Below are 23,375 nucleotides of genomic sequence, written 5' to 3' on the forward strand. Positions count from 1 at the left end.
AGGACAAGGATATGAACCGACAGTTCGCCGATGACCTCGGCACGGACCTCGCGAGGGGCCACGTCCTCGAGTGGGCAGAGCTCTACGCGCTCGATGCCATCAGCGCGGACGAACGCCGAACCATCGATGCGTTCCTGGCGGACACCGACCCGGCCGTCGGTGCGACGTTCATGGAGCGTGTCCGCACATGCCGTGAGACGGTGACGGTCGCCTACGCGGCCGAGCAGGTGGACCCGCCGGCTAATCTCTTCGAACGCATCGTCGCCCGGCTCCCCGGGACCGCGGACGACGCGGACCCGATGCCGGGCCAGGACGGCATGCCGGCCCTGGCGTCCGCGACCGCCCACCCGGCCGCACACGACGCCGGGCAGGACGAGCTGGCGCAACGCCGCACGGCCAGGGCCTCGATGTCCTCGCGCGCCGCACGCTGGGTGGTTGCGGCCGCCGCAGCCGCCGTGTTCGCCGTCGGTGGGGTGACCATCGCCCAGAACCTGCAGCAGATCACGCTCCAGGAGCAGGTGCTCCAGGCCTCGGACGTACGGACGGCCCAGCTCTCCCTCGCGGCGGGCGGAACCGCGGACCTCGCGGTCTCCGGGGAGGAGAACGCGGCTGTCGTCACGCTCAGCGGAATACCGGCGCCGACTCCCGGGCACGTCTACCAGATGTGGCGCATCCCGGCGGACGGGACGGATCCGGTGTCCGTCGGCACGATGTCCGGCGAGGACGTCGCCGGGACGAAGGTCACGGAACTCGAGGACATCAGCGGGTTCAGCGCGATCGCGATCACCGTCGAGCCCGACGGCGGGTCCGCGACGCCCACCCTGCCGATCGTCGCTCAGATCCCGTTGGGGGCCTGAGCAGCAGCACGGACCCGATCAGACCCCGGCGATGGATTCGCCGGGGTCTGTTTTCGTCGGTGTGGCAAGCACGGAGCAGGCGCACACCACGGTGGCGCCCCTCGCCCGCCTCCGACGCCCGCGACCGTCGGGCTAGAAGCCCGCGATCGTCTCGTCGGTGTTGATGCCCACCACGTGGAAGGACTCGGCGCTGCGACCCTCCGGCAGGCCCCCGCGACGCGCGTTGTCCCGCAGGATGTCCCGGACCCGGGACCGCATCCGCTCGATATCGGGATGCTGGCTGCGGTGCGCGCTGATCGCCCCGATCTTGGTGTCCTCCGACCCCGTGACGTCGACGAAGCGGTTCTCGAGGTGCGCCGGCCCGCCGTAGAACCACAGCCAGGGCACGCGGAAGCTCCTCAGCCCCGCCGCCTCGAGTTCGGGGTACGCGAAGGGGTTCTCGACTGCCGGGTAGATGGCGCGCGTGACCGCCTCCCCACAGGCGAGGTGGTCGGGGTGGCTCTTCTGGATCCGGTCCCAGCTGCGCTCAGGGTGCATGGAGAGGACGATGTCCGGGCGGACCTCCCGCATCCGCCGGACGATCTCCCGGATGACGCCGTCCGTCGGCTGGAGGTAGCCGTCGGGCTCGCCCACGAAGGTCACGTCGGTGACGCCCACGAGCCCGGCCGCCGCGATCTGTTCCTCCCGGCGGAGCGCGGCGAGTCCGGGCCGGTCCTCGTCGGAGAACCCTCCGGCGTCGCCGTCGGTCAGGATGCAGTAGCTGACCTCCGTGCCGGCGGCGGTCCACCCGGCGATCGTGGCGGACGCGCCGAAGTCGATGTCGTCCGGGTGGGCGGCGAAGACGAGCACCCGCCCGGGAGCGGTGTCCGGTCCGGTCGGCACCCTACAGCCCGCGCTTCCGGATCTCCTCGGTGGCCTGCGGCAGCACCGTGGTCAGGTCGCCGACGATCCCGAAGTCGGCGATCTCGAAGATGGGCGAGTCGGCGTCCTTGTTGATGGCGACGATCACCTTCGAGGTCTGCATACCGGCTTTCTGCTGGATGGCTCCGGAGATGCCGGCGGAGATGTAGAGCTGCGGGGAGACGGTCTTGCCGGTCTGGCCGATCTGCGCGGAGTGCTCGATCCACCCGGCGTCGGTGGCGGCCCGCGACGCGCCGACGGCTCCGCCCAGCGCGTCCGCCAGCTCCTCCAGCGGACCGAAGTCGCCGTCGACACCGCGACCGCCCGCGACGATCACCCGGGCCTCCGTGAGTTCGGGCCGGCCGCTCACCGGCTTCTCCACCCGCCCCGTGATGCGCGCGGCGGCGCGCGGAAGCTCGACGGCGACCCGGACCTCCTCAGGGGCGGACGGGAGACCGGCCTCCACGGCCTCGAAGCTGTTCGGCTTGACGGTGAGGATCGTGACGCCGGTGGTCACCCGGCACCGGACGGTGTAGGAGCCGGCGAAATCCGACTTCGTCGCCGTCAGGTCGGGGTCCAGCGACACGACGTCCGTGATGACCCCGGCTTCGAGCTTGATCCCCAGCCGGGCGGCGATCTCCTTCGACTCGTAGGAGTTGCCGAGCAGCACGATCCCGGCGCCCGACGCCCGCACGGCCTCGGCGAGGAACGCGGCCTTCCCGGCCACCAGCACCTCCGAGACGGATGCGCTGTCGGGCCGGTAGTACCGTTGCACGCCATAGGATCCGACGCCGTCGAGATAGGCCTGCCCGGCCTCGTCGGCGAGGGCGACGGCGACATCGCCGAGCGTGGCGGCGAGTGAGAGGAGTTCACGCTCGCTCTTGGCGAGACTCGCTGCGGGGTGGTCGAGGAATACGAGGACCGAGGTCATGAGGGAACCCTCCTGGAAGGAACGGACGAGCGGGCGGGCACCGGCTAGAGGAGCTTCTGTCCGGCGAGGAAGTCGACGAGCCTGATGCCGGCGTCGCCTTCGTCGGTGATGACGATGCCCTGGCTGCGGGGCGGCCTCGGAGCGGCAGCCTCGACCCTCGTCCATGATCCGGCGACCCCGACCTCGTCCGACTGCAGGCCGACGTCGTCCAGGGACAGCACCTGGATCTGCTTCTTCTTCGCGGCCATGATGCCCTTGAAGTTCGGGTAGCGGGGATCGTTGATCTGGTCGGTCACCGATACGAGGGCAGGCAGCGAGGCCTCGATGGTCTCCGCGTACGTATCGTTGTCGCGTCGAGCGGTCAGCGTCCAGCCGCCGTCCGCGGGCGCCAGGTCGAGCGACGCCGCGAAGGTCACCTGGGGCAGGCCGAGCCGTTCGGCCAGCTGCGCCGGCACGAGCGAGGTCTCGCCGTCCGTGGACGCCATGCCGGTCAGGACCAGGTCGAAGGGCCCGACGCGCTGCACGAGGGCGGCGAGGGCCCGGGACGTGGCGGCGGCGTCGGAGCCGGTGAGGGCGTCATCGGTCAGGTGGACGCCGTCGTCGGCCCCGATCTGGAGCGATTTCTTCACCGCGCTCACCGCGGCCGCGGGGCCCATCGTGATCGCCGTAACGCGGTGCCCGGCTGCGGCTCCCCCGTGGGCCTCGACGAGCTGGAGCGCCGCTTCGAGCGCGTACTCGTCGAGCTCGGAGAGGATGCTTTCCGAGCGGACGGTCCGCAGGTCGTCGCCGCTGATGTGGCGATCGAACTGGGCGTCCGGAACATGCTTCACCAGGACCGCGATGCGCAGTCCGCTTGCTGTGGCCTCGTCCATTGATGACCTTCCTCGTCCGGGGATCTTCCCATCGACTAGCTAACCATAGTGGGGTGACACCGACCGCTGGGCTGCGGGCTGCGCCGGCCGCGAGCGCGTGCGCTCCCGCCTGTGCCCGGTCAACGAACAGGAGGCGGTCCCCGATCCGGGTCCGCCTCCTGCTGTGTCATCGACCACCGACGTGGTCGGCGCCCGCTACGGCGTCGGGGCCTGGGCCAGCGTCACCTCGACCGTTCGCGATTCGCCGCCCCGCACCACCTCGACGGGCACCTGCTGTCCGACCGTCTGGATTCGGACGGCCGCGGTGAGGGACTGGGGGTCGCTGATGGCGTAGTTGCCCACCTTGGTGATCACGTCGCCGACCTGCAGTTCGGCGCCCTCCGCGGGCGATCCCGGCTCGACCGATTCGATGAGTGCCCCGGACGAGAAGGTGGAGGTGCTCTGGGACCCGTCGCTCCCGGCCGCCGTGACGCTGACCCCGAGGAAGCCGTGCGTCGCCTCGCCGTCGGAGATGATCTCCTGGGCGATGCGGTCGGCGTAGTTGATCGGGATGGAGAAGCCCACACCGATGTTGCCCGTGGACTCCCCGGAGCCGCCCGAGGCAATCGCGACGTTGACGCCGATGATCCGGCCGTCCGCATCGACGAGCGCGCCTCCGGAATTGCCCTGGTTGATGGCGGCGTCCGTCTGGATCACGTTGAGGTAGATGGACCCCTGCGGCTGCGGCTGCTGTCCGCCCGAGCCGCCCGGGGGCAGGAAGTTGAAGCCTTCACCGTTCTCGGACTGCGAGCTGTCCGGCTGCTCCTCCGGCACGGCGGAGGACGCCACGCTGATGGTCCGGTTCAGCGTCGAGACGATGCCGTCCGTCACCGTGCCGCTGAGGCCGAGCGGCGCACCGATGGCGATCGCGGTGTCTCCGACGTTCAGTTCGTCGGAGTTGCCGAGCGTCGCGGGGGTGAGGTCCGGCGCGTCGATCTTGACGACCGCCAGATCGCTCAGCGGGTCCGTCCCGACGACCGTCGCGGGGAAGACCCGTCCGTCGTCGAGCTTGGCCTCCACGGTCGGGTCCGAGACCTGGCCGCCGAGGGTCACGACGTGCGTGTTGGTGAGGATGTGCCCGGCGGTGTCCAGGATGATGCCGGAACCCGAACCGCCGGAGGTCCCGCCACTGACCGCGAGCGTGACGACGCTGGGCGAGGCCTTGACAGCCGCTCCGGTGATGGCGTTGACGTCGTCGGTGTTGTTCACCACGATCGACTCGGGCGCCGCCTGGGAGATCCCCGCCGTGGGGCTGTCGTCGAGGACGCCGAGCCCTGCCGCCGCGGCGCCTCCACCGATCAGACCGGCAGCGAGCACGCCCGCCGCGAAGGTGGCCACGCCCACGCGCCGGCGCTCCCTGGTCCCCGTGCGACCGCCCGCGGTCGACCCGGGGTGGCCGTAACCCGGGTTCTGCTCGCCGTAGAACGGCTGGTGTCCCGCGTAAGCGGGGTGGGAGACGGGGTACGGCTGCGGTTCGTTCCCCGCCGGCCCGGCGACAGGGTGCTGCGCCGTGGGCGGTCCCGCGACCGGCTGTGTCTCCGTCGCAGGGTGGGGCGCGCCCCGGCCCTCCCCGGGTCCGTGGACACCGTCCGAGGCGCCCTGGCCCCCGGACGCGCCGTCGGTGTCGCGCCGGTCTCCCGGCTGATCGTTCCAGCCCTGACCCCAGGACGGCGGGTTCTGCGGCTGCGGAGGCAGGGGTCGGTCGGAGTTGCCCGGCTGCTCGTTCATGGGGGTCCTTTCGTTGCTGTTGACCACATCATGGCAACCTTCCCTGAGCCTTCCGCATGCGTTCGCTGTACGGGGTCTGAGAAGCCGCTGGAGATGTGCCGGTGCGGCAGTCCGCCCTCGGGTGCGTATCCCAGTATCCACCGCCGCCCGCCGGCATCCACCGTCATCCGCCACCGGGCGATGGGGGCGCGGGATGCGGCGTGACGGTCGCCCGGAGAGGCCGTGCCTTTCGCTAGGGGCATAGGTGTCGGTGGTGGACGCTCCCCCACCCCAACCATAGAATCGGGATGACAGGGAGCCTCCGGCATCCGCCGGCCTCGGTCCTGGGACCGGACAGGTCCGGAGGACGTGCTGAAGGGTCGAAAATGCGAATGATGAGCAGGCGCACCCGCGTCTCTGCTGTGCTGGGCGCCGTCGTGGCGATCCCGCTGGTCTCGGGTACTGCGGCTTTCGCCGACGAACCGATCACCTTCCCGTCCGGGGACTACGTGATCGACAACGCCGGGGTCCTCAGCGTGGACGAGGAGAGCGAGCTCGAGGCCGCCATCGCCGACCTGCAGTCCTCGCAGGGCTTCACCGTCCGGATCGCCTACGTGGACACGTTCGAGAACCCGAGCAGCGCCGAGCAGTGGGCGGCGGAGGTCGCCACCACGAACGCGGCGTCGGCCGACGAAGCAGTCCTCGCCGTCGCGGTGGACCAGCGTGATGTGGGACTCGTCGCCGGACAGCAGTCAGGCGTCTACCCGTCGGTCCAGGAGATCCGCACGAGCTACGTCATCCCGGAACTGGCGGTCGATGACTGGGCGGGCGGCGGCCTCGCAGCGGTCGAAGGGATCGACCAGGCGCTCGCCGGCGCCTCCACGGGCAGCGGGACCTCCCCGGACAGCGGCAGTACGGGCGGCAGTGGCCTCGGCGGACTCGTCCTCGTCGGCGGGCTCGTGGCCGTCGCCGGTGCCGGCGGGTACATGCTGCTCAAGAAGCGCAGCGCCGGCAGCGCCCAGCGCAAGCGTGAGGAATACGGGTACGGACCGGTGCCCTCCGCGGACGGCGGGGTCGTGGATCCGCTCGCGGCGCTGAGTGTCGAGGACCTGCGCAAACGGGCGGGGAGCCTCCTCATCGCCGCCGACGACGCCATCAAGTCGAGCGAGCAGGAGCTCGGTTTCGCGGAGGCGCAGTACGGGGCCGAGGCCATCGCCATGTTCTCGCAGGACATCGCGACCGCGAAGCAGCACATGGGTGCATCCTTCAAGCTCCAGCAGCAGCTCGACGATCACATCCCGGACACCGAGGAGCAGCAGCGCCAGTGGCTCGGTGAGATCATCCGGCGCTGCGAGGACGTCAACGCCTCCCTGCAGGAGCACAAGGAGGACTTCGACGCGCTGCGCGAACTCGAGCGGAACGCGCCCGACGCCCTGCGCCGCGCGCAGTCCGCCGCGGACGAGGCCCGCCGGCGCTTCTCCGCCGCCGAACAGGCCCTTCGGAGCCTGCAGGGCCGATACCTCGAGACGGCCACCACCCAGGTCTCCGACAACATCGAGCAGGCACGTGAGCGCCTGGCCTTCGTCGACAGCGCGGCGACCGAAGCGCAGTCGCGGATGGCGCAGGGAGACACGGGGCGCGCCGTCGTCGCCGTCCGTGCGGCCGAGGAGTCGGTGCACCAGAGCACGGTCCTGCTGGATGCGATCGACAAGCGCGCCGAGGAACTCGGCGCCGCCGAGCGTGAGCTCGAGCGTGCGCTCCCCGACAGCGAGCAGGACCTGGCGCAAGCCCAGGCGATGGACCGCACGGGGCAGTACCGCGACCTCGCCGGGCCGATCGCGGCCCTGCAGTCCACCGTGGCGACCGTGCGGCAGGAACGGCAGAACGGACGCAGCAATCCGCTCGCCCTCCTTCAGCGGCTGGAGGCGGCACACGCACAGCTCGACGCCGCCCTCGGCGGCGTGCGCGACCAGGCGGAGAACACCCGGCGTGCCCAGGACTCCCTCCAGCACGCGCTGATCGCGGCCCAGTCGAGCATCTCCGGGACCGCTGATTACATCCGCGCTCGTCGCGGCGGCGTGGGCAGCGAGGCCAGGACCCGCCTCGCCGAGGCCGAGCGCAATCTCGACTACGCCGTCGATCTCCAGCGCTCGGACCCGGTGACCGCACTGTCCCACGCCCAGCAGGCGACGATGCTCGCCGAACAGGCGGCCCAGCTCGCGGAGCAGGACGTCGACGGGTTCGGCGGCGGTGGCATGGGTATGGGCATGGGCGGCAGGTACGGAGGCCGCGGCGGCGACGGGATGGGCGGCGCCCTGCTCGGCGGCATCCTCCTCGGCGGTCTCCTCAACGGGGGTGGGTTCGGCGGCGGGCACCACGACGGCGGCGGCTTCGGCGGCGGTTTCGGGGGCGACGGCGGAAGCTTCGGCGGAGGCGGCTTCGGCGGCTTCGGCGGCGGCGGAGGCGGCTTCGGAGACTTCGGAGGCGGCGGCGGCGACTTCTAGCAGCCGAAGCCCCTCCCCTGCAGGACACAAGGATCATTCGCAGAATCGAAAGGAAAATCAATGGTAAAGCAGTCGATATTCGGCAGGATGGCTCAGCTGACCCGAGCCAACATCAACGCGTTGCTCGACCAGGCGGAGGATCCGCAGAAGATGCTCGACCAGATGGTCCGGGACTTCACCAACAGCATCGCCGAGGCGGAGAGCGCCGTCGCCCAGACCATCGGCAACCTGCGGATGATGCAGGACGACTACAACGAGGACATCGAGAACGCCCGCAGCTGGGGCAACAAGGCCCTCGCGGCCTCCCGCAAGGCCGATGAGTACCGTGCTTCCGGCGACACCGTCGACGCCCAGAAGTTCGACAACCTCGCGAAGGTCGCGATCCAGCGCCAGATGTCGGCGGAGAACGAGGCGAAGGGCGCCGAGCCGACCATCGCCTCCCAGACGGAGATCGTCGAGAAGCTCAAGGACGGCCTCAACCAGATGAGGGGCAAGCTCAGCGAGCTGACGGTCAAGCGTGACCAGCTGATCGCCCGCTCCCGTACCGCGCAGGCGCAGCAGCAGGTGCACGACGCCGTCAAGAGCATCGACTTCATGGACCCGACGAGCGAGGTGGGCCGTTTCGAGGAGAAGATCCGCCGTGAGGAGGCCAGGGTCCGCGGGCAGCAGGAACTCGCGTCGTCGAGCCTGGACGCCCAGTTCGAGAGCCTCGAGGACCTCGGAGAGCAGACCGAGATCGAAGCCCGCCTGTCGGCGCTGAAGTCCGGTTCCGGGTCGCAGTCCGCGATCGGCCAGGCGGACAGCACCGGTGACGCCACGGACACCGCCACGCCGGCGACGAAGAGCGAGACCACCTACTGATCGGTTCCTGACCGGCTCCTGATCAGCCGGCGGGCCCGACCGGGTCGAACGACAGGGGACCGCAGCCGACCGGCTGCGGTCCCCTGTCGCGTCCGCAGCCCGTAGTGTCGGACCCCGCAGGTAGATTGAACGCATGGCTGTGACTCTGGTGTGGTTCCGCGACGACCTTCGGATCTCCGACAACCCGGCGCTCGCCAGGGCTGCGGAGGACGGCGACGACGTCGTCGCCTGCTATGTGCTCGACGACCGGACCGACGGCTTCCGGCCACTGGGCAGTGCATCCCGCTGGTGGCTCCACCACTCGCTCGCGTCGCTGGCCGGGTCCCTCGCCGAACTCGGGATCCCCCTCGTCCTGCGGCGCGGCGCGGCGGCGGAGGTCCTGCCGCAACTGGTCGAGGAGTCCTCGGCAGCGTCGGTCCTCTGGAACCGACGCTACGGCCTCGCCGAACGCACCGCGGACGCGGCACTCAAGGCCTCGTTGACGGAACGGGGTGTCGAGGCGACCAGCTTCCAGGCCAACCTCATGTACGAGCCGTGGGAGGTGACGTCCGGGTCCAGTGAGGCCTACAAGGTGTTCACGCCCTTCTGGAGGGCATGTCTCACCTTCCGCACCCCGCGCACCCCCCTGCCGGCTCCGACGTCCCTCAGGGGCCCCCGGCTGGCGTCCGACGACCTCGCCGACTGGGGCCTGCTCCCGACCGCGCCCGACTGGGCGCAGGGCCTCCGGGACACCTGGACGCCGGGTGAGGCCGGCGCCCACGCCCGCCTGGACGACTTCCTGGACGGCGCCGCACAGGGCTACAAGGACAATCGGAACCTGCCGGCGGTCCAGGGCACCAGCATGCTCTCCCCCCACCTGCGGTTCGGCGAGATCAGCCCGTTCGAGGTCTGGCACGCGGCACAGGACCACAAGGACAGCTCGACAGCGGAGGACATCCGCGTCTTCGGGTCCGAGCTCGGCTGGCGCGAGTTCAGCTGGCAGCTCCTGTACTTCAACCCCGAACTCGCCACCGTCAACTACCGGCCCGAGTTCAACGCCTTCGCCTGGGAGAGTTCCACGCAGGCAGAGCTGGAAGCCTGGCAGCGCGGCCGCACGGGCTATCCCCTGATCGACGCCGGCATGCGCCAGATGTGGGAGATCGGCTGGATGCACAACCGGGTGCGCATGGCGACGGCGTCGTTCCTCATCAAGAACCTCCTGATTGACTGGCGCGTGGGCGAACAGTGGTTCTGGGACTGCCTCGTCGACGCCGATGCGGCGAGCAATGCCGCGAGCTGGCAGTGGGTGGCCGGTTCGGGGGCGGACGCCAGTCCCTACTTCCGGATCTTCAACCCGGTGCTGCAGAGCAAGAAGTTCGACCGCGAGGGCCGGTACCTCCTCCGCTTCGTCCCTGAACTCGCCGACGCCGCCAACATCCACGAGCCGTGGAAAGGGGCGGCGCCCGGCTACCCCGAGCCCATCGTGGACCTGAAGGAGAGCCGGGAGCGGGCGCTGAGCGCGTTCAAGGCCCTCTCCCAGGGCTGAGCCCGTCCCACCGGTTCCATCCCCTCCCCGCCACCCGCGGTGCCTGCGAACGTCACAGCAGGACCATGGCTTCCGGCGGGCACGACGTCCGGTCCACCCTGTGGACCGGACGTCGTCCTCGTTGCGGGGTCGGGGGTCGAACCCGTGACCCCGGAGATGAATCCCTCGATCTGCGGGTGTCCCCTCCCCTGCCACTGAACCGCCGGGTGGGTCGCGAAGCACATCCCGTCGGGAGAGGCATCATCCGGCGAGGATGACCCGGGCCCGGTCACCTGCCACGACGCCGGTGACGCCCCGCCCGCCACACTTCGGGTGCTCATCATCTTGGGGTGATGCGTGCCCTGGTTCCCTGCGGGATTCTCGTGCTGTACGCACGGTCCGCGCGGCCCGGCCTCGGACGGGGTCACGGCGGACCACCCGCAAGGGCACGACCGATAGCCGATGCGTCCCCACGGGGGCCTGACAAAGGAGTAGTCATCATGTCGAACGACAGCAGGACCTCGACCACCAACTTCGACCGATCCTCATCCCAGCCCAGCGTGGGGGCCATCGGCGTGACCGTCCTCGCGGGCACCCTGATGATCATGATCGGCGTCTTCCACGCCTTCCAGGGCATCGTTGCGCTCCTCAACGACACGTTCTACGTCGTGTTGCCCGAGTACGTCCTCGCGTTCGACATCACCACGTGGGGCTGGGTCCATCTCATCCTCGGACTCGTCGTGGCGTTCGCCGGTGCTGCCCTGTTCCGCGGTGCCGTGTGGGCCAGGACGGTCGCCGTCATCGTCGCCTGTATCAGCATGGCGGTGAGTTTCGTGTGGATGCCCTACTACCCGCTGTGGAGCCTGACCGTCATCGCACTGGACGTCTTCGTCATCTGGGCGGCCGTCCTCCACGGCCGCGACATCGTCGCCGAGTGACCGGCCGGGTGGCCTTCACGCTCAGGGACCTCGTGGAACGGGAGGGGATCCGCCGTGCCGACCTCCACGGACCGGTGGACCCCTCCCCACCCTGCCCGCTCCCGGGCCTCCCCGGTGGTCCCCGACGGAAGGGCAGTACCAGGGGATAACCCGCACGGCCCGACCGTGCCGGCGCGAATCCGAGGCGTGCTCCCACGCCATCCTCCGACTCGAGAGGCGCAGTGCAGATGGATGTCACCGAGACCCGCGACCAGGAAATCGCCCGGCTGTCGGCGGAGGTCGCCCGGCTGCAGTCGCAGCTCCGGACCGATCCGCTCGAGGCGCCACCGCCCGCACCCCGGCGCCGGACCGGACGTGGACGCGCGTTCCTCGCCGTCGTGCTGATCGCGCTCGGGGTACTCCTCGCCCCGCTCGCCGTCGTCGCGGCATGGACGAAGGCCGAAGTCACCAACACCGACCAGTTCGTCGCCACCGTGGCGCCGGTCCTCGACGACCCGGCCTTCCAGTCCTACCTGGTCGACGAGATCACCGCGGCCGTCTACGAGAGCGTCGACATCGAGACGATCACCTCCGACCTGTTCGACGGAATCGCTACCCTCGACCTCCCGCCGAGGGCTGCCGACGCGCTCCAGCTGCTCGAACAGCCCGCCGTGGAAGGAGCGCAGTCGCTGATCCGCTCGACGACCGAGCAGCTCATCGCCTCCGACGGCTTCGAACAGGTGTGGGACCAGGCGCTGCGGAGCAGCCACAGCGGGCTGACCTCCGCCATCAGCGGCGACACCTCCGGCGCCGTCGTGATCAGCGACACGGGTGAGGTGGGGATACAACTCGGACCGATCATCGCCGCGGTCAAGGAGCAGCTGACGGCGCAGGGATTCGCGCTGGCCGACCGCATCCCCGCGATCGACCGTACGGTCGTCGTCGCCCAGTCCGACGACCTCGCCCAGGCGCGCACGGCCTACCAGGCAATCGACGTGCTCGGCTTCGTGCTCCCCTGGGTGAGCATCGCCCTGCTGGCCGCGGGGGTCCTCGTCGCAAGGAGGAAGGCGAGGGCCCTGATCTGGGCCGGTGTCGGCCTGGCAGTCGCCATGGCGTTCCTCGCCCTGGGTGTGGCCATCGGGCGCATCGCCATGGTCTCTGCGCTCTCCCCGCAGTACATGCCGTCGGGCGCGGCCGAGGCGATCTACGACACGCTCGTGCCCCTGCTCTACTCGACGGCCCTCGCCGTCGGGGTGGCGGCAGTGACCACCGCCGTCGTCGCTTACTTCGCGGGGCCGTTCCGCGGCGCCGTGGCGGTGCGCCGACTGACGGTCGACGCGGCCGGACGGATGCGCACGGCCGCGGAGGGCAACGGGGCGACCACCGGCCGGTTCGGCGCATTCCTCTACCGCGCCCGCCGCTACATCCGGATCGCGATCGCGGCCATCGGTGGGGCGATCGTGCTGTTCGTAAGACCGCTGACGCCGGGGGTGACCCTCTGGACCGCGGTCGGAGCGCTGATCGCCATCCTGTTGCTCGAACTGCTGCAGCGTCCGCCGGCCGTGGAGAGCGACGCGCGCACCGATGGGGAGCGCATCGACGGCGGGCCCGTCGTCGAAGGGACCCTGCCGGCAAGGGATACCCAGCGTGTTTGAGGAGATCGTCGGCGTCTGGGTGCTCGTCATCGAGACTGTCGGCGCGCTGATCATGATCGTCGGCGCCGGATTCGCCCTCGTGGCCGCGGTGCCGTCGATGCGGCGACCGGAGGACCGGGGCAAGGCGTACGAGCGGTTACGCCGGAACGTGGGCCGCGCGATCCTCCTCGGGCTGGAGGTGCTCATCGTCGCCGACATCATCCGCACGATCCTCGTCGACCAGACCCCGCAGAGCGTGGCGGTCCTCGGCGGCATCGTCGCGATCCGGATAGCGCTCAGCTTCTCGCTCGAGGTGGAGATCGACGGCATGTGGCCCTGGGCGAAATGGCGCGTCGCGGCCGTGCGGTCCCAGGACGGGCACGAAGCATGATCGCCGTCGCGGCCGGACCCCCGGATCCCTGGGGGTCGCCCCCGGAACGGCCGTCGTAGCCCGGACAAACAAGAAGTCCGGCCCACCAGATGGTGGACCGGACTTCTCTTCCGTTGCGGGGACAGGATTTGAACCTGTGACCTCTGGGTTATGAGCCCAGCGAGCTACCGAACTGCTCCACCCCGCGGCGTGTAACTAACGTTACCGGCCGCGGGGTGGAGAAGCAAATCGAGCGGCTGCCCGGGGCGATCGGGCTACTGACCGCCCGCAGCGGCGGCCCGCTCCTCGGCGTCGAGCGCCCGCTGGATGGACTGCTGCAGGCGGTCCTGCGCCTCACCGTAGGCTGCGAAGTCGCCCGCCTCGAGGGCGGCGTTGCCATCCTGGATGGCCTCGTTCGCGTCAGCGAGCGCTGCTCGCAGATCGGCGGCCGGGTCACCGGTCGCACCACCCGGGGTGCCGCCTTCGGACGGTGTCGGCGTGGGCGTCGGGGTCGCTGCCCCGTCCCCCTCCGCCGGTGGCGCCGCCGGGTCAGCCGGGGTCTCGCCGACATTCTCCTGGTCACCGGTCGTGGCGCCCGAATTGCCGCCGAACACCTGGTCCAATGCCTCGGCGAGGGTCGGCGCGAACCCGACGGTCTCTCCGAAGCTCACGAGGACCCGCCGCAGGACCGGGAAGGACGAACTGCCCGAGGACTGGACGTAGACGGGCTGCACGTAAGCGATCCCACCGCCGATCGGCAGGGTCAGCAGGTTGCCGTTGATGACCTCTGACGCACCCTGCCGGAGCAGGTTGAGCTCCTGCGACACGGTCGTGTCCGAGTTGAAGAGGTTCTGGGCCTGACCAGGACCGACCACGGAATCCTGGCCTGAGCTGTCGAGCAGGGTCAGCCGGCCGTAGTTCTCGTTCTTGACGCCCGCCTCGCCCGTGCCGGCATCGCCGTTGGCGGCGAGGAAGCCGTACAGCACGTTCCTCGGCGTCTGGCCCACCGGCACATAGGGGATGTAGGGCGTCGTCAGGGAGAACGCCGCCTGCTCCTGGTTGGGCATCTGGAGGGTGAGGTAGAACGGCGGCTGACGCGGCGTGGACGCCGTCGTCGTGCTGTCCGACGCCGCACCCGGGTCCGCCGGCACGCTCCACGCCTCGCTGTTGTTGTAGAAGGCGTCGGTGTCGGTGACGTGGTAGCGCGCCAGGAGCTCGCGCTGCACCTTGAACAGGTCCTCGGGGTAGCGCACGTGGGCCATCAGGTCCGCCGACATATCGCTGTAGGGCTTCAGCGAGGAGGGGTAGACGTTCTGCCACGACTTCAGGACCGGGTCCTGGTCGTCCCACGCGTACAGGGTGACGGAGCCGTCGTAGGCGTCCACGGTAGCCTTCACGGCGTTCCGGATGTAGTTGACGCGCTCCGCGGGCAGCGCGGTGGCCAGGCCCTCGGCGGTCTGCGCATCCTGCGTCGCCTGCTCGAGTTCCTGCTGCATCGAGTAGGGGAAACTGGCGCTGGTGGTGTATCCGTCGATGATCCACTTCACGCGGCCGTCGACGATCGCGGGGTAGCTGTTGCCGTCGAGCGTCAGGTACGGGGCGACCTTGCGGACGCGGTCCACGGGCTCGCGGTCGTAGAGGATCTGCGAGTCGCTGTTGACCTGGTTGGACAGCAGCAGGTCCGTGGACTGGAACTTCAGGGCGTAGACGAGGCGGTTGAACATGTTGCCGACATTCGGCCCGCCGTCGCCGTCGAAGGTCGTCCGGGATTCGGCGTCGGAGTTCTCGTTCTGCGGCCGGTCGATCTCGGCAGGGGCCTGGCCCTCCGGTGCACCGACGACCGAGTACTCGGGGGATTCCTCGCCGAAGTAGATGCGCGGCTCGTACGTGGACTCGTCGCCCAGCACACCGGTCGACGGGATACCGGACTGCAGGAAGGACGGGCGGCCGTCGGGCTCCACGGTCGAACCGGCTGCCGCGACCACGCCGTACCCGTGGGTGTAGAAGACATGCTCGTTGACCCAGCCGTCGGGCACACCGTTGATATCCAGCTCGCGCACGGCGATCACCGTGTCCTGGACCTCGCCGTCGATCTCGTACCGGTCGACGTTGAGGGTCTCGGGGAACTGGTAGTACTGGCGGAACTGCTGGAGCTGGCTGAAGGCATCCGAGACGAGGTTCGGGTCGAGCAGGCGGATGTTCGCGGTGGTCTCGCCGTCCTCGTTCAGCGCGCCTGCGGTCGGGATCGACTCCGGCGCATAGGCCTCCACCTCCACCTGGTCCAGTCCATAGGCCTCGCGCGTGAGCTGGATGTTCCGCTCGATGTACTGCCCCTCGAGGCTGAGCTCCGAGGGCCGCACCTGGAAGCGCTGCACGACCGCCGGGTACACGCCGCCGGCGAGCAGCGCGGTGATGATGAGCATCGCGGTGCCGATCAGCGGCAGCCGCCAGCGACCGATGAACGCCGAGGCGACGAAAAGGACGGCGACGATGATCGCGGCCACCGCGAGGATGGCCTTGGTGGGGATGACGGCGTTGACGTCCGTGTAGAGCGCGCCGGCCCACGTGCCCTGGTTCAGCAGGGTGTCGTACCGGTCGAGCCAGTAGTTGATGCCCTGCAGCACCAGGAAGAGGGCTGCGACGACGGCGATCTGCACCCGGGCGGCCTTGGTCGTGAACAGGCCCTTCTCCTCGAGGCGGATGCCGCCGTAGAGGTAGTGGGTGAGGATCGTCGCGATGGCGCTGATGATGACCACGCTGATCAGGAATCCGACCACGAAGTTCAGGAACGGCAGCGTGAACATGTAGAAGGCGTAGTCCAGGCCGAATTCCGGGTCCTGGCGGTTGAACGGCTCCTGGTTGAGGAACAGCAGGACCTGCTGCCACTGCGAGGATGCGGCCGTGCCCGCGAAGGCGCCGAGGACCACGGGGATACCGAGCATCAGCAGGCGGCGGATCGGTTCGAGCTGCGCCTGGTACCGGTTCAGGTTGTCCTGGATGGCGCTGTCCGGCGCGTAGATCGGCCTGTTGCGGAACGCGATGCGCAGACTGAAGTACACCGCCGCCGCCATGAGGAGGAACGCGACGACGAAGAGGACGATGCGCGTCAGGTTCTCGGTCACGAAGACTTCGAGGAAGCCGAGCTGGTTGTACCAGAGCACGTCCGCGTAGACCTGCGACAGGTAGACGAAGGCGATGACGATCACCGCCACGACGATGATCGTCGGTATCAGCGGACTGCGTCGCCTGCTGGTCGTTCCACGTGCTGGGCTCGGGCTACTGCCGAACGGACGGTCTGGTCCGGATGTCACATCTACCTCATCGTTAGCTGCTGCGGGTCACGCCGACCGGTGTTCCGTATCGCTCCCCGGTCCGGGCTCGGACACAGGGGAACGTGCAGTCACGCCCTTCGTGATTTTCATTCTGCCCTGTTCACGCTTGGCCGGACCAATTAGGTTCCCGCCCCTGGTCGAGGGGGCGGTGATCTTCACCGAACCGTGTCTTCCCTGCTGTCGATCGGCTCCGTGCCATGCGCGTGCCGGTCAGCAGGCGGGTACTTCGGACGCGTCACCGCCGGCGCCCAGCGTCTCGATGGCGTCGACGGCGTCGTCGAGCGTCTCGACCCTGACCACCGTCAGTCCGTCCGGGATGTTGCCGATCACCTCGTCGCAGTTCTCGGCGGGCGCCAGGAAGAAGTCCGCCCCGCCGGAGCGGGCTCCGACGAGCTTCTGGGCGATCCCGCCGATCGGGCCGACGACGCCGGTGGAGTCGATCGTGCCGGTGCCGGCGAAGTGCCTGCCTCCCGTGAGATCGCCCTCCGTCAGGGTGTCGATGATCCCGAGGGCGAACATGGTGCCGGCCGAGGGACCGCCCACGTTGTCGAGCTGGATCGTCACATCGAAGGGGAAGTCGAACGTCGAGGCGAGCAGGATGCCCAGCTGGTACTCCCCCTCGGCCGATTCCTTCGGCGTGACCGAGACCTCGGTCTCCGCACCGTCCCGGACGATCCCCAGGGTGGCGGCAGCGCCACCCGCCTCGGCCAGCACACCGCGCAGGGTCTCGATGGTGTCGATCTCGCGGCCGTCGACGGTACGCAGGACGTCCCCCACCTGCAGGATGCCCTCCGATGCGGAATCATCCGCGAGCCCCGCGACGGACAGCTCCTCGGTGTACTCGATCCCCTCGTGGGACAGTGCGGCGGCGATCGCCGACTCCTGGGACGACGTCATGGCGACGGCGTTCCGCTCCTGGACGTCGGAGGACGTCGTGCCCTCCGGATACACCAGCTGCTCCGGCAGGACGTTCTCGTTCGGATTCGCCCAGGCCCGGAAGGTGTCGAGGACGTTCACCTGGCCGTTGGGCCCGCCGCTGACGAGGACGGTGGTGAGATCGAGTTCGCCCTCGGGTGGGAAGCTCTCCCTGCCGTCCACCTGGATGAGCGCCTGGCCGTCGACCTCCCCGATGGTGTTGAAGGTGGGCCCGGGCGATTCGATGATGTACGGAGACGGCAGGAGCACGGCGGCCCCGCACAGCACGACGGCGAGGCTCCCCGATACGGCCATGGCACGGAATCGCGGGTCCCTCGGCCGGGCGGGCTCCTCGGGGCTGTACGTCTCGAAGTGGACAGGCTGCGTCACTGTGCTTCTCTCTGTAGGCGCGTGCCGTGCGATGGCGCGATCAGCGCCTCCCGGCTTACCTAGAGTAGACGCTCCTGCCGACGTCGATCCGGGAAGATGCCGGGCGTTCGCCGCCCGGCCTCAGCGGTGGTCGCGAACCGCGGCCGGGCCCCGGGCCGGCTTTGCCCTCAGCGAACGACCGAAGGCACGCGGGACAGCGGCAATGCCGGGCCGGTAGCGTGTCTTCCACAGCCGGCGGGAGCGGGACCCCCCCTCCTGCCCGGATCCCCGAGCTACTCCCAGGACCGGTGGTATCAGTGACCAACCCATCCAACCCCTCGAACGACGACGACACACCCCAGGACCCGCTCTCCGAGATGCTGGCGAAGATGTTCGGCGGCGCGTCCGGAGGCTTCGATCCCCAGGAGATCGCGAAGGCGGCCGGGCTCCCCGCCGATCCTGCCGCGATGGCGATGATGATGCAGCAGGTCCAGGCGATGTTCTCCGCGCCGAGTGAGGGACCGGTGAACTGGCAGATGGCCCACGACCAGGCACGGCGGGTCGCGGCGTCGGACAACGATCCTTCGGTCACCTCCCTCCAGCGCCGGAGCGTCGACGAGGCACTGAAACTCGCCGAGATGTGGCTCGATCCCGTGACCGAGTTCCCGAGCACCGGACAGCTCGGCCGCGCGTGGTCCCGAGCCGAATGGGTCGAGGCCACCATGGCGACCTGGCGGCGGCTCACCGAGCCCGTGGCGACGAGCATCGCGAAGGCCCTCTCCGACGCCATCACCGGGCAGCTTCCCGACGAGATGAAGTCGATGATGGGCATGATGGGCGGTCCCGCCTCGATGCTCCAGAATGTGGGCGGCGCGATGTTCGGGATGCAGCTGGGGCAGGCCGTGGGTGCGCTGTCGAAGGATGTCGTGGGCTCCACGGACATCGGGGTCCCCCTCGCCGATGGACGGATGGCACTCCTCCCTGCCAACGTCGCCGCGTTCGGCGCGGGACTCGACATACCCGAGCAGGAGGTCCAGCTGTTCCTCGCGGTGCGCGAGGCGGCCCACGTCAGGCTCTTCACGCACATCCCCTGGCTCACGGGCCACCTCCTCGGCAGCATCGAGCGCTACGCCCGCGGCATCCACATCGACATGGGCAAGATCGAGGAAGCCGCCCGCGATATCGACCCCACCAACCCCGAAAGCCTCCAGGGTGCCCTGTCGCAGGGAGTGTTCATGCCCGAGAGGACACCCGAACAGGACGCCGCCCTCGTGCGGCTCGAGACCACCCTCGCCCTCGTGGAGGGCTGGGTCGACGAGATGACCGCCGCCGCAGCGGCGAACCTGCCGTCGGCGGGCGCCCTGCGGGAGATGCTCCGGCGGCGTCGCGCGACCGGCGGTCCGGCCGAGCATGCCTTCGCCTCGCTGGTCGGACTGGAACTGAGGCCGCGCAGGCTGCGCGACGCCGCAGCCCTGTGGGCCCTGCTCACCGAGGAGCGCGGCATCGAGAGTCGCGACGCCCTGTGGCAGCACCCCGATCTGCTGCCGACCGCCGAGGACCTGGACGATCCCGCCGGCTTCGCCGGGCGCCGTCGGCTCCTCGAGTCCTCCGACGCCGATGTCGATGCCGCCCTCCAGCGGCTCCTCTCCGGGGGCTTCGAGCAGCAGGACGGCGACGCTGCGGGCCAGGCCGGCACTGACGGCACTGACGGCACCGGTGTCACAGACGGCACCGGCGGCGGGAAGGATGCTGCGGCTGCCGGGGATCCGGGGACTCCCTCCGCGGGTTCCGACGACGGCGCGCCGGCTGATCCCTCCGGTGACGGGTCCGGTGACGAACCGCAGGGTGACGGGTCCGGTCCGGACGGCGACGCCCCGCGCTGACCCCGCCGGATGCATCCGGGGGCCACTCCACGCGCTGATCGAGGGGTCCGCCCCGTCCGAGCCCTCGGGTGACCCTCGCTCCTAGAACTCCTCCGGTGCTCCCGTGAGGTTCCGGTGTGCGGCGAAGGCGGCGCCGTCGAGGTATGCCTTGGCGGTGCCGGTGCTCGGGTAGGCGTCCAGCAGCTCCCAGAACGCCGGGCTGTGCGAGGGCTCGATGAGGTGCGCCATCTCGTGCAGAATCACGTAGTCGACGACCCACTCCGGCATGCCCTGCAGCCTGTGCGAGAGGCGGATGGAGCGGTGGGCCGGGGTGGCGGAGGCCCACCGCGTGTTCTGGTTCGTGACCCAGCCGATCGTTGCGGGCACTCCCCTGCCGCCGAGGTACTGCTGCGCCAGGGACCGGGCCCTGCGGTGCAGGGCCGGAGCGGCGCCACCCTCATCGACGACGGGCCGCGCGAGGTACTTCGCGGACATCCGCTCCACCATGCGCTCCACCCACTGGCGCTCCTGGCCCGGTGAGAAATGACCAGGGATCGAGACCCGCAGGACCCCGTCGCGGATGTCGGCGCTCACCGTGCGCTTCCGCCGCGCCGACCGCCTGACCTCGACCGGGAGCCGCGCGGGGTGCGACGGCCCGCCGGTGTCAGGCGTTGTCACTGATGATCTCCAGGACCGCCTCGCCATACCGCTCGAGTTTCGCGGAGCCGACACCGGCGAGGTCGCCGAGTTCGTCAAGGGTCTGCGGCCGCGCCTCGGCGATGGCCACGAGCGTGGCATCCGTGAACACCACGAAGGCGGGCACCTCCTTCTCCCGCGCCTCAGCGAGCCGCCAGGCGCGGAGCGCCTCGAATGTCTCCTCCTCGTAGGTGGCCGGGCATTCGCTGCAGCGACCGATCTTGCGTTCAGAGCCCGTGAGGAGGGGCCGTTTGCACACCCGGCACACGGCCGGCCCCGACGATTTGCGGGTGGCCTTCGCCCGGGGCTGGCGGAACGACGCCTGGCCGGCTGTCGCCGGGCGCAGGGCATCGAGGAAGCGCGACGGCTTCCGGGTGGCGCGTCCGCCCGGGGACCGCGACGTGGACCAGGACATCGCCAGGTGGATCCGGGCGCGCGTGATACCCACGTACAGCAGTCGCCGTTCCTCGTCGACGCCCTCCTGGGTGTCGGCGAACGAGATCGGCATGAGCCCCTCGCTCAACCCGACGAGGAAGACGGCATCCCACTCGAGGCCCTTCGCCGAATGGAGCGAGGCGAGGGTGACGCCCTGGACGGTCGGCGCATGCTGCGCGGCGGACCGTTCCTCGAGTTCGGCGACGAACGTCTGAAGGGTGAAGGCTTCGCCGCGGACCCTGCTGAGCTCGTCGGCCAGCCCTACGAGGGCGGCCAGCGATTCCCACTTCTCGCGGACGGCGCCCGAGTTCTGCGGGGCGACGGAGGTGTACCCGAGGGACGCGAGGACGTCGCGTACCTGCTGCGGGACGTCGGCGTCGCCCTGGGTGCGCGCCGCGGCCCGGAGCTGGAGCAGCCCGTCGCGGACCTCGCGCCGCTGGAAGAACCGCTCGCCGCCCCGCAGCTGGTACCCGATGCCGGCGCTCGCCAGCGCCTGCTCGTAGGCTTCCGACTGCCCGTTCGTGCGGTAGAGGATGGCGATCTCGCTGGCCTTGACGCCCTCGCCCAGCAGGATGCCGATGCGACGGGCACATTCCGCCGCCTCGGCGTCGTCGTCGGTGCACTCCGTGTAGACCGGCTCGGGGCCGGCGGGGCGTTGCGCGACGAGTTCGAGCGGAGCCGACCAGGTCGTGTCGCCGGCGCGCCGGTCCACCTCGGTACCCCGCGCGGCGAGCAGCGTATTGGCGGCGCGCACCACCTGGGGCGTGGACCGGTAGTCGCGGACCAGCCTGACCACCTGTGCGCCCTCGTAGCGCTTGGTGAAGTCGAGGAGGTGGCGTGAGGTGGCACCGGTGAAGGAGTAGATGGTCTGGCTGGCGTCCCCCACGACGCACAGATCACGACGCTCGCCCAGCCACAGATCGAGCAGGCGCTGCTGGAGCGGGGAGACGTCCTGGTATTCGTCCACCACGAACTGGCGGTACTGCGCCCGCACCGTCGCCGCCACCTTCTCGTCCTCCTCGAGGATGGCCACCGTCGTCAGCAGGACGTCCTCGAAGTCGATGAGGTTGCGGTCGATCTTCAGATCCTCGTACGCCGAGAAGATCCGGGACACTGTGATGAGGTCCATGCCCGCCGGTTCCGCCCGGCCCGCGGCGGCCGCCGTGTAGGCGTCAGGGGTGAGCATCGAGACCTTGGCCCACTCGATCTCCGCAGCGACGTCGCGGATCGCGGCGCGGTCGGTCGACAGGCGCAGGCGGCGGGCCGACTCCGCAATCAGCTGGGCCTTGTGGTCCACGAGCGCGGGCAGGGGGCCGCCGACGGCCTGCGGCCAGAAGTACTGCAGCTGGCGGAGCGCCGCCGCGTGGAAGGTCCGCGCCTGGACCCCGCCGGCACCGAGATCGCGCAGGCGGGTGCGCATCTCCGCCGCGGCCCGCGCGGTGAAGGTCACGGCGAGGACCTGCTGCGGTTTGTAGACCCCGGTATGCACGCCGTACGCGATGCGGTGCGTGATGGCACGGGTCTTGCCCGTGCCGGCTCCCGCGAGCACGCATAGCGGCCCCGACAGGGTGCTGGCCACCGTCCGCTGTTCGTCGTCGAGTCCCTCGAGGATGCTGTCCTCGAGCAGTAGTCCTGACACTAGGGACGCGCCTCCGACGGCTCCTCGTCCAGCGGCCCGCCGTACCATCGCTCGATCATGGCCCGGGCGATGGACACGCCGCCCGCCACGACGATCTTCTCGTCGCGCACGTCGGCGAAGAGCTGCTCCCGCGTGAACCACCGCAGCGACCGCATCTCCTCGCGGTCGGGCACGGCGTCGGTGTTCACGGCCCGCGCGGTGAAGCCGAGCATCAGGGACGCCGGGAACGGCCAGGGCTGCGAGCCCAGGTACTCCGGGGACCGGACCTCGATCCCGGATTCCTCGCCGACCTCACGGATGACGGCGGCCTCGAGGGACTCGCCGGGTTCGACGAAGCCGGCGAGCGTCGAATAGCGGTCCTCGGGCCAGGCGACGGCGGAGCCGAGCAGGATCCGGTCGTCGTCGTCGATGATGGAGACGATGATGGCGGGATCGGTGCGCGGGTAGTGCTCCGACCCGTCCCGCGGGCATCGGCGTACCCAGCCGGCGTGGCTCAGAACCGTGCCGGCGCCGCAGCGCGGGCAGTGGGTGTGGGTCGCGTGCCAGTTGGCGATCGCCGCCCCGGCCACGAAGAGGCCGGTGTCGCGGGCGTCGAGCGACGCCGCGATCTCACGCAGGCCGACCCACTGCCCAAGCGGTGCGACGGCGGCGTCCACCTCATCGAGGACCGCCAGGACCACCCGGCGTCCGGCGTCGGCGGATCCCTCGTCGACGCGGCCGAGGTAGACGATCACGTCCGGGCGGACCAGGTCCGCGGGAGCGAGGAGGCGGAGGGAGCCTTCGACGACCGGCGCCTTGCCGCGGGTGATCGGCAGCACCCGCGTATCCCCGGATGCCCACAGGTCGTCGAGGAAGTGCTCGCCGGTCCGGGCGTCGCCGTCCCGGTCCGTGGCGGCACGCGAGAGTGGCAGCGATCCGAGGGGAGGGAGCACGAGGGTCCGGAGTGGATCGGTCATGGTTCTACGGTACGTTCTTGCACTCCCAAAACCCATTCACCGGAACCCTGGTGGAGGAGTAGTGCGGAGCCCTAC

Annotated in this window: 17 protein-coding genes and 1 tRNA gene; 8 read left to right on the top strand and 10 right to left on the bottom strand. The window is 70.0% G+C overall.

The genetic code is table 11. The annotated features are described in order from the left end of the window. Nucleotides 1–11 precede the first annotated feature (11 nt). Nucleotides 12–857 carry an anti-sigma factor gene (locus tag IWX63_RS01480; protein WP_199276373.1) on the top strand — a complete coding sequence of 282 codons (846 nt, stop codon included), beginning with the start codon at nucleotides 12–14 and terminating at the stop codon, nucleotides 855–857. A 132-nt stretch (nucleotides 858–989) separates the two neighbouring features. On the opposite strand, the gene IWX63_RS01485 is transcribed toward IWX63_RS01480, so the two are convergent. From IWX63_RS01485 to IWX63_RS01500, 4 genes are all read right to left on the bottom strand, one after another. Next, nucleotides 990–1,739: a PIG-L deacetylase family protein gene (locus IWX63_RS01485; RefSeq protein WP_334685535.1), complete on the bottom strand. Its 750-nt coding sequence runs from the start codon at nucleotides 1,737–1,739 to the stop codon at nucleotides 990–992. Between the two features lies 1 nt (nucleotide 1,740). After that, a complete protein-coding gene (locus IWX63_RS01490; protein ID WP_199276374.1) occupies nucleotides 1,741–2,688 on the bottom strand; it encodes an electron transfer flavoprotein subunit alpha/FixB family protein in 948 nt (315 codons plus the stop codon). 44 nt (nucleotides 2,689–2,732) lie between these two features. Beyond that, nucleotides 2,733–3,560: an electron transfer flavoprotein subunit beta/FixA family protein gene (locus IWX63_RS01495; RefSeq protein ID WP_199276375.1), complete on the bottom strand. Its 828-nt coding sequence runs from the start codon at nucleotides 3,558–3,560 to the stop codon at nucleotides 2,733–2,735. A gap of 195 nt (nucleotides 3,561–3,755) precedes the next feature. Continuing rightward, entirely contained in the window at nucleotides 3,756–5,327 is a 1,572-nt protein-coding gene (locus tag IWX63_RS01500) for a S1C family serine protease (protein WP_199276376.1), read from the bottom strand. Between the two features lie 371 nt (nucleotides 5,328–5,698). Here IWX63_RS01500 and IWX63_RS01505 point away from each other — a divergent pair, with 371 nt between their 5' ends. From IWX63_RS01505 to IWX63_RS01530, 6 genes are all read left to right on the top strand, one after another. Continuing rightward, a complete protein-coding gene (locus IWX63_RS01505; RefSeq protein ID WP_199276377.1) occupies nucleotides 5,699–7,810 on the top strand; it encodes a TPM domain-containing protein in 2,112 nt (703 codons plus the stop codon). A 60-nt stretch (nucleotides 7,811–7,870) separates the two neighbouring features. After that, on the top strand, nucleotides 7,871–8,671 hold the full coding sequence (locus IWX63_RS01510) for a PspA/IM30 family protein (protein ID WP_199276378.1): 801 nt from the start codon (nucleotides 7,871–7,873) through the stop codon (nucleotides 8,669–8,671). A gap of 133 nt (nucleotides 8,672–8,804) precedes the next feature. After that, on the top strand, nucleotides 8,805–10,196 hold the full coding sequence (locus IWX63_RS01515; protein WP_199276379.1) for a cryptochrome/photolyase family protein: 1,392 nt from the start codon (nucleotides 8,805–8,807) through the stop codon (nucleotides 10,194–10,196). 479 nt (nucleotides 10,197–10,675) lie between these two features. Further along, nucleotides 10,676–11,113, top strand: a complete 438-nt coding sequence (locus tag IWX63_RS01520; RefSeq protein ID WP_199276380.1) for a DUF7144 family membrane protein — start codon at nucleotides 10,676–10,678, stop codon at nucleotides 11,111–11,113. Nucleotides 11,114–11,340: 227 nt separating this feature from the next. Beyond that, nucleotides 11,341–12,747 carry a hypothetical protein gene (locus IWX63_RS01525; RefSeq protein ID WP_199276381.1) on the top strand — a complete coding sequence of 469 codons (1,407 nt, stop codon included), beginning with the start codon at nucleotides 11,341–11,343 and terminating at the stop codon, nucleotides 12,745–12,747. Then, nucleotides 12,740–13,117 (top strand): DUF1622 domain-containing protein, encoded by a 378-nt coding sequence (locus IWX63_RS01530; RefSeq protein WP_334685536.1) that lies wholly within the window; start codon nucleotides 12,740–12,742, stop codon nucleotides 13,115–13,117. The genes IWX63_RS01525 and IWX63_RS01530 overlap by 8 nt, the downstream gene beginning before the upstream one ends. 113 nt (nucleotides 13,118–13,230) lie before the next feature. On the opposite strand, the gene IWX63_RS01535 is transcribed toward IWX63_RS01530, so the two are convergent. The 3 genes from IWX63_RS01535 to IWX63_RS01545 all read right to left on the bottom strand — a co-directional run bounded on the left by IWX63_RS01535 (nucleotide 13,231) and on the right by IWX63_RS01545 (nucleotide 17,733). Then, nucleotides 13,231–13,304: transfer RNA gene (locus tag IWX63_RS01535), tRNA-Met, on the bottom strand. A gap of 67 nt (nucleotides 13,305–13,371) precedes the next feature. After that, nucleotides 13,372–16,314, bottom strand: a complete 2,943-nt coding sequence (locus IWX63_RS01540; protein ID WP_199276519.1) for a UPF0182 family membrane protein — start codon at nucleotides 16,312–16,314, stop codon at nucleotides 13,372–13,374. Nucleotides 16,315–16,638: 324 nt separating this feature from the next. Beyond that, nucleotides 16,639–17,733, bottom strand: coding sequence for a YlbL family protein (locus tag IWX63_RS01545; protein WP_334685537.1), 1,095 nt, complete (start codon nucleotides 17,731–17,733; stop codon nucleotides 16,639–16,641). A 356-nt stretch (nucleotides 17,734–18,089) separates the two neighbouring features. On the opposite strand from IWX63_RS01545, the gene IWX63_RS01550 reads away from it, so the two are divergent. After that, complete coding sequence (locus IWX63_RS01550; protein ID WP_199276521.1) at nucleotides 18,090–19,595, top strand: zinc-dependent metalloprotease; 1,506 nt, start codon at nucleotides 18,090–18,092, stop codon at nucleotides 19,593–19,595. An 81-nt stretch (nucleotides 19,596–19,676) separates the two neighbouring features. On the opposite strand, the gene IWX63_RS01555 is transcribed toward IWX63_RS01550, so the two are convergent. From IWX63_RS01555 to nudC, 3 genes are read right to left on the bottom strand one after another with little or no spacing between them, the layout of a single operon-like run. Then, complete coding sequence (locus IWX63_RS01555; RefSeq protein ID WP_334685538.1) at nucleotides 19,677–20,252, bottom strand: M48 metallopeptidase family protein; 576 nt, start codon at nucleotides 20,250–20,252, stop codon at nucleotides 19,677–19,679. After that, nucleotides 20,239–22,392, bottom strand: coding sequence for an ATP-dependent DNA helicase UvrD2 (locus IWX63_RS01560; protein ID WP_199276383.1), 2,154 nt, complete (start codon nucleotides 22,390–22,392; stop codon nucleotides 20,239–20,241). The genes IWX63_RS01555 and IWX63_RS01560 overlap by 14 nt, the downstream gene beginning before the upstream one ends. Further along, nucleotides 22,344–23,300, bottom strand: a complete 957-nt coding sequence (gene nudC / locus IWX63_RS01565) for an NAD(+) diphosphatase (RefSeq protein WP_199276384.1) — start codon at nucleotides 23,298–23,300, stop codon at nucleotides 22,344–22,346. Before nudC ends, IWX63_RS01560 begins: the two co-directional genes overlap by 49 nt. Nucleotides 23,301–23,375 lie beyond the last annotated feature (75 nt).

The organism is Arthrobacter sp. CAN_A2, from assembly GCF_015752045.1.
Taxonomy (GTDB): Bacteria; Actinomycetota; Actinomycetes; order Actinomycetales; family Micrococcaceae; genus Arthrobacter_D.

What these genes read in the sequence shown, in the direction of transcription:
- IWX63_RS01560 (WP_199276383.1), bottom strand. Translation starts at nt 22,392, where the DNA reads ATGGTACGGCGGGCCGCTGGACGAGGAGCCGTCGGAGGCGCGTCCCTA.
- IWX63_RS01520 (WP_199276380.1), top strand. Translation starts at nt 10,676, where the DNA reads ATGTCGAACGACAGCAGGACCTCGACCACCAACTTCGACCGATCCTCA.
- IWX63_RS01500 (WP_199276376.1), bottom strand. Translation starts at nt 5,327, where the DNA reads ATGAACGAGCAGCCGGGCAACTCCGACCGACCCCTGCCTCCGCAGCCG.
- IWX63_RS01480 (WP_199276373.1), top strand. Translation starts at nt 12, where the DNA reads ATGAACCGACAGTTCGCCGATGACCTCGGCACGGACCTCGCGAGGGGC.
- IWX63_RS01495 (WP_199276375.1), bottom strand. Translation starts at nt 3,560, where the DNA reads ATGGACGAGGCCACAGCAAGCGGACTGCGCATCGCGGTCCTGGTGAAG.
- nudC (WP_199276384.1), bottom strand. Translation starts at nt 23,300, where the DNA reads ATGACCGATCCACTCCGGACCCTCGTGCTCCCTCCCCTCGGATCGCTG.
- IWX63_RS01510 (WP_199276378.1), top strand. Translation starts at nt 7,871, where the DNA reads ATGGTAAAGCAGTCGATATTCGGCAGGATGGCTCAGCTGACCCGAGCC.
- IWX63_RS01550 (WP_199276521.1), top strand. Translation starts at nt 18,090, where the DNA reads ATGCTGGCGAAGATGTTCGGCGGCGCGTCCGGAGGCTTCGATCCCCAG.
- IWX63_RS01490 (WP_199276374.1), bottom strand. Translation starts at nt 2,688, where the DNA reads ATGACCTCGGTCCTCGTATTCCTCGACCACCCCGCAGCGAGTCTCGCC.
- IWX63_RS01525 (WP_199276381.1), top strand. Translation starts at nt 11,341, where the DNA reads ATGGATGTCACCGAGACCCGCGACCAGGAAATCGCCCGGCTGTCGGCG.
- IWX63_RS01505 (WP_199276377.1), top strand. Translation starts at nt 5,699, where the DNA reads ATGATGAGCAGGCGCACCCGCGTCTCTGCTGTGCTGGGCGCCGTCGTG.
- IWX63_RS01515 (WP_199276379.1), top strand. Translation starts at nt 8,805, where the DNA reads ATGGCTGTGACTCTGGTGTGGTTCCGCGACGACCTTCGGATCTCCGAC.